This is a genomic window from Microbacterium sp. NPDC055910, from assembly GCF_042271185.1.
Lineage (GTDB): Bacteria > Actinomycetota > Actinomycetes > Actinomycetales > Microbacteriaceae > Microbacterium.
The window spans coordinates 24,513-31,383 of sequence record NZ_JBHJZS010000035.1; the positions used below are offsets into that span (position 1 = coordinate 24,513).

General features: G+C 70.6%; 7 protein-coding genes. 2 read left to right on the top strand and 5 right to left on the bottom strand.

Features of this window, described 5'->3' with window-relative positions; translation table 11 throughout:
* Positions 1-42 precede the first annotated feature (42 nt).
* Entirely contained in the window at positions 43-1,047 is a 1,005-nt protein-coding gene (locus ACFC3F_RS12860; protein ID WP_376130288.1) for a LacI family DNA-binding transcriptional regulator, read from the bottom strand.
* A 23-nt stretch (positions 1,048-1,070) separates the two neighbouring features.
* Positions 1,071-2,753, bottom strand: a complete 1,683-nt coding sequence (locus ACFC3F_RS12865) for a glycoside hydrolase family 13 protein (RefSeq protein ID WP_376130291.1) — start codon at positions 2,751-2,753, stop codon at positions 1,071-1,073.
* A 55-nt stretch (positions 2,754-2,808) separates the two neighbouring features.
* Between ACFC3F_RS12865 and ACFC3F_RS12870 the strand changes: the two genes are divergently transcribed.
* The gene (locus ACFC3F_RS12870; protein ID WP_376130294.1) at positions 2,809-3,324 is read left to right on the top strand and encodes an adenine phosphoribosyltransferase; all 516 of its coding nucleotides are present in this window, start codon (positions 2,809-2,811) and stop codon (positions 3,322-3,324) included.
* Positions 3,325-3,350: 26 nt separating this feature from the next.
* On the opposite strand, the gene ACFC3F_RS12875 is transcribed toward ACFC3F_RS12870, so the two are convergent.
* The 3 genes from ACFC3F_RS12875 to purS are packed head-to-tail and all read right to left on the bottom strand — an operon-like array spanning position 3,351 to position 5,261.
* Entirely contained in the window at positions 3,351-4,274 is a 924-nt protein-coding gene (locus ACFC3F_RS12875; protein WP_376130297.1) for a 2-hydroxyacid dehydrogenase, read from the bottom strand.
* Between the two features lie 34 nt (positions 4,275-4,308).
* The gene (gene purQ, locus ACFC3F_RS12880) at positions 4,309-5,016 is read right to left on the bottom strand and encodes a phosphoribosylformylglycinamidine synthase subunit PurQ (protein ID WP_376130300.1); all 708 of its coding nucleotides are present in this window, start codon (positions 5,014-5,016) and stop codon (positions 4,309-4,311) included.
* The gene (purS, locus tag ACFC3F_RS12885; RefSeq protein ID WP_376130302.1) at positions 5,013-5,261 is read right to left on the bottom strand and encodes a phosphoribosylformylglycinamidine synthase subunit PurS; all 249 of its coding nucleotides are present in this window, start codon (positions 5,259-5,261) and stop codon (positions 5,013-5,015) included. The genes purQ and purS overlap by 4 nt, the downstream gene beginning before the upstream one ends.
* A 297-nt stretch (positions 5,262-5,558) precedes the next feature.
* Between purS and ACFC3F_RS12890 the strand changes: the two genes are divergently transcribed.
* Complete coding sequence (locus ACFC3F_RS12890) at positions 5,559-6,824, top strand: ABC transporter substrate-binding protein (protein ID WP_376130305.1); 1,266 nt, start codon at positions 5,559-5,561, stop codon at positions 6,822-6,824.
* Positions 6,825-6,871: the final 47 nt, after the last annotated feature.

Consider the following 6,871-nt stretch of genomic DNA (forward strand, 5'->3'; position numbering starts at 1 on the left):
CACGCGACCTCGGTCGATCCCGTGACCGCCGGATGCCGCGGCTCAGCGCCGGGCGGTCGAGTCGCGCACGATGAGCTCGAACGGCAGGCGCGCGGGATCGTGGTGATCACCGGGCGCCTCGAGCTCGTCGAGGATCGCCTCTGCGGCGCGCGCCCCCTGCCCGAGCGGGAACTGGTCCACCGTCGTGAGGCGGAAGAACTCGCCGTGCTCGTGGCCGTCGATGCCGATGACCGACAGGTCGTCGGGCACGCGGCATCCGAGTTCGCGGGCGGCCAGCAACGCGCCGATCGCCATCTCGTCCGACGCGGCGAAGATCGCCGTGGGTCGCTCGCCGGGCCGCTCGAGCAGGTGCCTGGCCGCGCGGAAGCCGCCCTCGATCGTGAAGTCCGCCGGCTCGTAGAGAGCGGCGCGGGTGGGGATGCCGGCATCTGAGAGCGCCTGCTCGAACCCGAGGCGGCGACGGGTGGGGATGTGGAAGTCGATGTCGAACTCGGGGCTGGCGCCGATGTGCGCGATGTCGCGGTGGCCGAGCGCGATCAGGTGCTCGGTCGCGAGTCGCGCGACCGAGACGTCGTCGACCGTGAGGGTCGTCAGGCGCGGGTTGGGTCCGCCGATCGCGATGACGGGGAGCCCCAGTTCGGCCAGCCGGTCGGTCTCGGCCTGATCGAGCTCGAGCGCGATCGCGATGACACCGTCGACGCGCCGTCGCCGCAGGAACGTCTCGAAGATCTCATGGCGTTCGCCGCGGTCGGCCGTGAGGGAGTAGAGCGTGATGTCGTAGCCGCGGCGCATGAGCGCGGAGGCGATGCCGCTGAGCACCGTCGAGAAGAACCAGCGGTCGAGGAACGGCACGAGCACGCCGATGTTGCGGGTGCGGCCCGAGGCGAGGCTCGACGCCGACGACGAGACGACGTAGCCGAGGCTCTTCGCCGCCGTCTCGACGCGCAGACGGGTCGCGGCCGACACGTGACCGCGACCGCTCAGGGCGCGCGACACGGTCGCCGTCGAGACACCCGCCGCACGGGCGACCTCACTGATGCCGACCACGTCGTCGCTCTCTTCCGCCAGGTTCAGTCGTCGAGGAGCCAGACCGCCGTGTCGGCGGGCAGCATGCCATCCGACACGTCACCGCTCGCGACGACGACGATACCCTCCGGCATCGGGATCGGACGAGCCGCGACGTTGGCGATGACCGTGACATTCCCGTTGCGGAATGCGACGACGCCGTCGTCGAACCCGTCGAGCCACAGGAGCGAGCCCGCACCGAGTCCGTGCGCGGCGCGGGCCGCCAGCAGTTCGCGGTACAGCGACAGGGTCGACTCGGGATCCGAGACCTGCACATCGCGGGCGAGCGCGGCCCATTCGGCCGGCTGCGGCAGCCACGAGGCGCCGGAGTCGCTGAAGCCGTAGGACGGGCCGTCCGCCGTCCACGGGATCGGCACGCGGCATCCGTCACGGCCGTAGCGTTCGCCGTTCGTGCGGAACCAGGTCGGGTCCTGGCGTGCGTCTGCGGGGATGTCGATGACCTCGGGCAGGCCGAGCTCTTCGCCCTGGTACACATAGGCGGAGCCGGGCAGGGCGAGCATGAGCGTCGTGGCGGCGCGCGCACGGCGCAGGCCCACCTCGGCGATCGGCTTGCCGGGCGAGTCCGGGCCGATGCCGTGCCCCTGCGGGTTGTCGGCCGTCAGGGCGAGTCGCGACGCGTGCCGCACGACGTCATGGTTCGACAGGACCCACGTGCTCGGAGCCCCGACGGCGCCGTACGCCTCGAGCGACCGCGTGATGACGTCGTGCAGCGCGGCGGCATCCCAGCCGGTCTCGAGGTAGGCGAAGTTGAACGCCTGGTGCATCTCGTCGGGACGCACCCACAGGGCGGTCTTCTCGGGCGTCGACAGCCAAGCCTCGGCGCACAGCGCGCGATCGCCGTCGTACTCCGCGAACAGCTCATGCCAGTCCCGGTATATCTCGTGGACGCCCTCCTGGCCCCAGTACGGCACCTCTTCGGCTTCGCCGCCCATCGAGCCCGCCGCGGGGTCGGGCGTGTAGTCCGGCAGACCGTCGGCCTTGACCAGTCCGTGCGCGACGTCGACGCGGAATCCGTCGACACCGCGGTCGAGCCAGAAGCGCAGGATGCGGCGGAACTCGGCGCGGACCTCATCGTTCGACCAGTCGAAATCGGGCTGCGACGAGTCGAACAGGTGCAGGTACCACTGTCCGGGCGTGCCGTCGGCCTCGACGATGCGCGTCCAGGCGGGACCGCCGAAGACCGACTCCCAGTTGTTCGGTGGCAGGTCGCCGTTCTCGCCCGTGCCGTCGCGGAACATGTAGCGGGCGCGCTCGGGGCTTCCGGGGTCTGCGGCGAGGGCCTCCTGGAACCAGACGTGCTGATCCGACGAGTGGTTCGGCACGAGATCGACGATGATGCGGATGCCGCGCGCGTGCGTCGCCGCGAGCATCGTGTCGAAGTCGGCGAGGGTGCCGAACAGCGGGTCCACGTCGCAGTAGTCGGCGACGTCGTAGCCGGCGTCCTTCTGCGGGGACCGCTGGAACGGGCTCAGCCAGATCGCGTCGATGCCGAGGGTCGCAAGGTCGTCGAGCCGTGCCGTGATGCCGGGCAGGTCGCCGATCCCGTCGCCCGAGCTGTCCGAGAAGGAACGGGGGTAGATCTGATAGATCACGGCGGTGCGCCACCACTCGTTCCCCGTGGGGGAGCCGGTGAGCGCGGAGAGCTCGGTGGATTGTGTCGACGTCATCGGTCCAGGATAGTGCAAGCGCTTACATTCCCGGCAGCCCGGGTATCGTAGGCGGGTGACCGAACCCCTCGCCCGCGCCGAATCGCTCATCCGCACGATCGCGGACTACCCCGAACCGGGCGTGAAGTTCCGCGACATCACGCCGCTCCTGGCCGATGCGGCAGCCTTCCGCACCGTCATCGACGCGATGATCGATCCCTTCGAGGGGCAGTTCGACGTCGTGGCGGGTATCGAGGCGCGCGGGTTCCTGCTCGCGGGCGCGGTCGCGACGGCGGCGGGGGTGGGTCTCGTGCCGATCCGCAAGGCGGGCAAGCTGCCTCGGCCGGCGGCATCCGTCTCGTACTCGCTCGAGTACGGCACCGCGACGATCGAAGCCCACGACGACATCGCCCCCGGAACGCGCGTGCTGCTGGTCGACGACGTGCTGGCCACGGGCGGCACCCTCCGGGCCGCGCACGAGCTCGTTCCCACGCTCGGCGGCGTCGTCGTCGCGACGAGCGTGCTCATGGAGCTCACGGCGCTCGGCGGCCGTGCCCTCGTGCCCGACACGCACGCGGTCTTCACCGCCTGAGCTCCGGTGCGGATCACGACGTTAGCTCAGGTGCGGATCACGACGTTCAACGGCTCCTCGCCCGCACGCATCCGCTCGATCTGAGCGCGCAGCAGCGCCGTCATGCGCGGGCGCATGGCCGCTGACGCGCCGCCGACGTGCGGCACGATGAGCGCTCCCGGCAGTGACCACAGCGGGTGGTCGGCGGGAAGCGGCTCGGGGTCGGTCACGTCGAGGGCAGCACGCAGGCGCCCGCTCGCGACCTCGGCGACGAGCGCGTCGGTGTCGACGAGCGATCCGCGCCCGACGTTGACGACGAGCGCGCTGTCGGGCAGTGCGGCGAGGAAGGCCGCGTCGACCATGCGGCGCGTCGCGTCCCCGCCGGGCAGGGTGAGGATCACGATCTCGGTGTCGCGCAGCAGCGCGGGCAGCTCGTCGATGCCGTGCACGGCGACGCCGCTCTCGTCGCGCGCCCGCGAGGCGACGACCGTCAGCGCGGTCTCGAAGGGTGCCAGGCGTGCCGCGACGGCCTTGCCCACGCCGCCGTAGCCGAGCAGCAGCACGCGGCGGTCGGCGAGGCTCCCCGTCTCTTCGGGTGCCCATCGGTGCGCGTCCTGCGCGCGCACGAACTGCGGCAGGCTGCGCTGCGAGGCGAGCGTGAGGGCGAGGGCGAGCTCGGCCGTGGATGCCTCGTGCACGGATGCCGCATTGGCGAAGACGAGTCCCGCGGGCAGAAGCCGCGCGAAGCCGTCGTATCCGATCGACTCCCCCTGCACGAGCCCGACCGAGACGCCGTGCAGCCGGTCGAGCACGCGCGTCGTGGACATGTACGGCGGCATGACGATGTCGAGATGCGCGCGGGGCGCCGCATCTTCCATCGACCACACGACGATCTCGACGTCGTCGGGAAGGTCACGCAGATCGTCGGCGAACTCCTGCGTGGGGACACTGATGACGAGGGGGCGGCTCACCGCTCCACGATATCGAGGCGCCGGATGCCGGGGGTCAGGCGGCTGCGCCGACGACGGCGGCGACCGCCGAGGTGAAGAACGGCAGGCCGTCGACGCCCGACCGCATCGCGGCGGGGGTGTTCGGGCCGAAGCCCTCTTCGACGGCGTGCTCGGGGTGCGGCATGAGACCCACGACGTTGCCGCGCTCGTTCGCGATGCCGGCGATGTCGCGCAGCGACCCGTTCGGGTTCACGCCGACATAGCGGAACGCGACGAGGCCTTCGCCCTCGAGGCGGTCCAGCTCGGACTCCGAGGCGATGTAGCCGCCGTCGGCGTTCTTGAGCGGGATCGTGATCTCCTGGCCGGCCGTGAAGTCGCTCGTCCACGCCGTGTCGGCGTTCTCGACCCGCAGGCGCTGGTCGCGGCGGATGAACTGCTGGTGCGCATTGCGGATGAGGCCGCCGGGCAGCAGGTGCGCCTCGACGAGCATCTGGAAGCCGTTGCAGATGCCGAGGATCGGCATGCCCTTCGCCGCGGCATCCGACACTTCGGTCATGATCGGCGCGAGGGCCGCGATCGCGCCGGCGCGCAGGTAGTCGCCGTAGCTGAAGCCTCCGGGCAGCACGAGCGCGTCGACGCCGTCGAGATCGTGCGAGCCGTGCCAGAGGGCGACGGGTTCGGCGCCGGCGACGCGGATCGCGCGCTGCGCGTCGCGATCGTCGAGCGAGCCGGGGAAGGTGATGACGCCGATGCGGACGGTCATTCGACGACCTCGATGCCGACGACGTCTTCGATGACGGAGTTCGAGAGGATCTCGTCGGCGATGCGGCGGGCCGTCGCGAGGGTGGCCTCGTCGACCTCGCCCTCGACGGTGAGCTCGAAGCGCTTGCCGATGCGGACGCCCGTGATGGCGTCGACGCCGAGACGGCTCAGTGCACCCGACACCGCCTTCCCCTGCGGGTCCAGCAGCTCGGCCTTGGGCATGACGTCGACGACGATGGTGGGCATGACGGGGCTCCGGAATGTCGCGGGCGGGGGGACCCTGACAGTCTACGGCCGCCCGCCCTCCCGCCCCCGCTCCTGACCGCGAGACTGCAACGGCGGGTCGAGACAGCGGGTGAACCCCACGGTTTCGGCGCCCCGATGCAGTCTCGCGGTCAAGGAGATCGGGGTCTTGCGCTCGTGGGAGCGCTCCCGTAGTGTGGGCGCCACTTCGGTGGGACCGCTCCCACGAACGACCGGACGCCGCACCGCGACCGATCCTGCACGTAGCATCAACCGACCTGACAACACATAGGAGTGACAGTGAACACTCGAGCCATCCGCAAGGGCGCCGTGGCCGTGGCCGCCCTCTCTGCGACCGCCATGGTCCTCGCCGGCTGTTCCGGTGGCGGGGACTCGCCCGACCCCGGGGCCGACGGCGACGTGACCCTCACGCTCTCGACCTTCAACGACATGGGCTACACCGACGAACTCCTGGCCGAGTTCACCGAAGAGACCGGCATCAAGGTCGTGCACAACAAGGCCGCGACCTCGAACGACGCCCGCGCGAACTTCTTCCAGAAGCTCGGCAAGTCCGGCCTCGGCGATGTCGAAGCCGTCGAGATCGACTGGTTCACCGAGATGATGCAGTACTCCGACCTCGTCGCGCCCGTCCCCGACGACCTGAGGGGCCGCTGGCTCGACTGGAAGGAAGCCGCCGCGACCGACGCCGACGGCAACCTCGTCGCGTACGGCACCGACATCGGACCGCAGGCCGTCTGCTACCGCGGCGACCTGTTCGAAGCGGCCGGCCTGCCCAGCGACCGCGAAGCCGTCGCCGAGCTCTTCCCCACGTGGGACGCCTTCTTCGAGGTCGGCGCCGACTACGTCGCCCAGACCGGCACGCCGTTCATCGATTCGGCCAACTCCGTGCTGCAGGGCCTGGTGAACCAGCTCGAGTTCGCGTACGAAGAGCCCGACGGCGCCATCATCGCCGCCGAGAACCCCGAGATCCGCGCCGCCTACGAGACCGTCGTCGACCAGGCGATCCCGATCTCGGCCTTCCCCGGCCAGTGGAGCGACGACTGGTACGCGGCCATGGCCGGCGGCGAGTTCGCCGCCATGCTCTGCCCGCCGTGGATGCACGGCATCATCGCGGGCGAAGCGCCCGAGGTCACGGGCTGGGATGTCGCCGACGCCTTCCCCGAGGGCGGTGGCAACTGGGGCGGTTCGTACCTCGTCGTCCCGGCCAACGGCGCCAACGTCGAGGCGGCGCAGCAGCTCGCCGACTGGCTGACCGCACCCGAGACGCAGATCAAGGCGTTCGTGAACGCGGGCACCTTCCCGAGCCAGCTCGAGGCGCAGACGAGCACCGACCTGACCGGCTACGTCAACGAGTACTTCAATGACGCGCCGACCGGCGAGATCGGCATCGAGCGCGCCAACGCGATCACCGTGTCGACCTACAAGGGGCCGAAGTACTTCCAGTTCCACGACGCGCTGCAGAACGCCGTCACCCGCGTCTTCGACGGTCTCGAAGACAAGGAGAAGGCCTGGGACACGTGGCTCACCGAGATATCGGCATTCTGACCCGGTCGCTGACCGATTGACCGGCGGGGGCGGATGCCACCACGCGG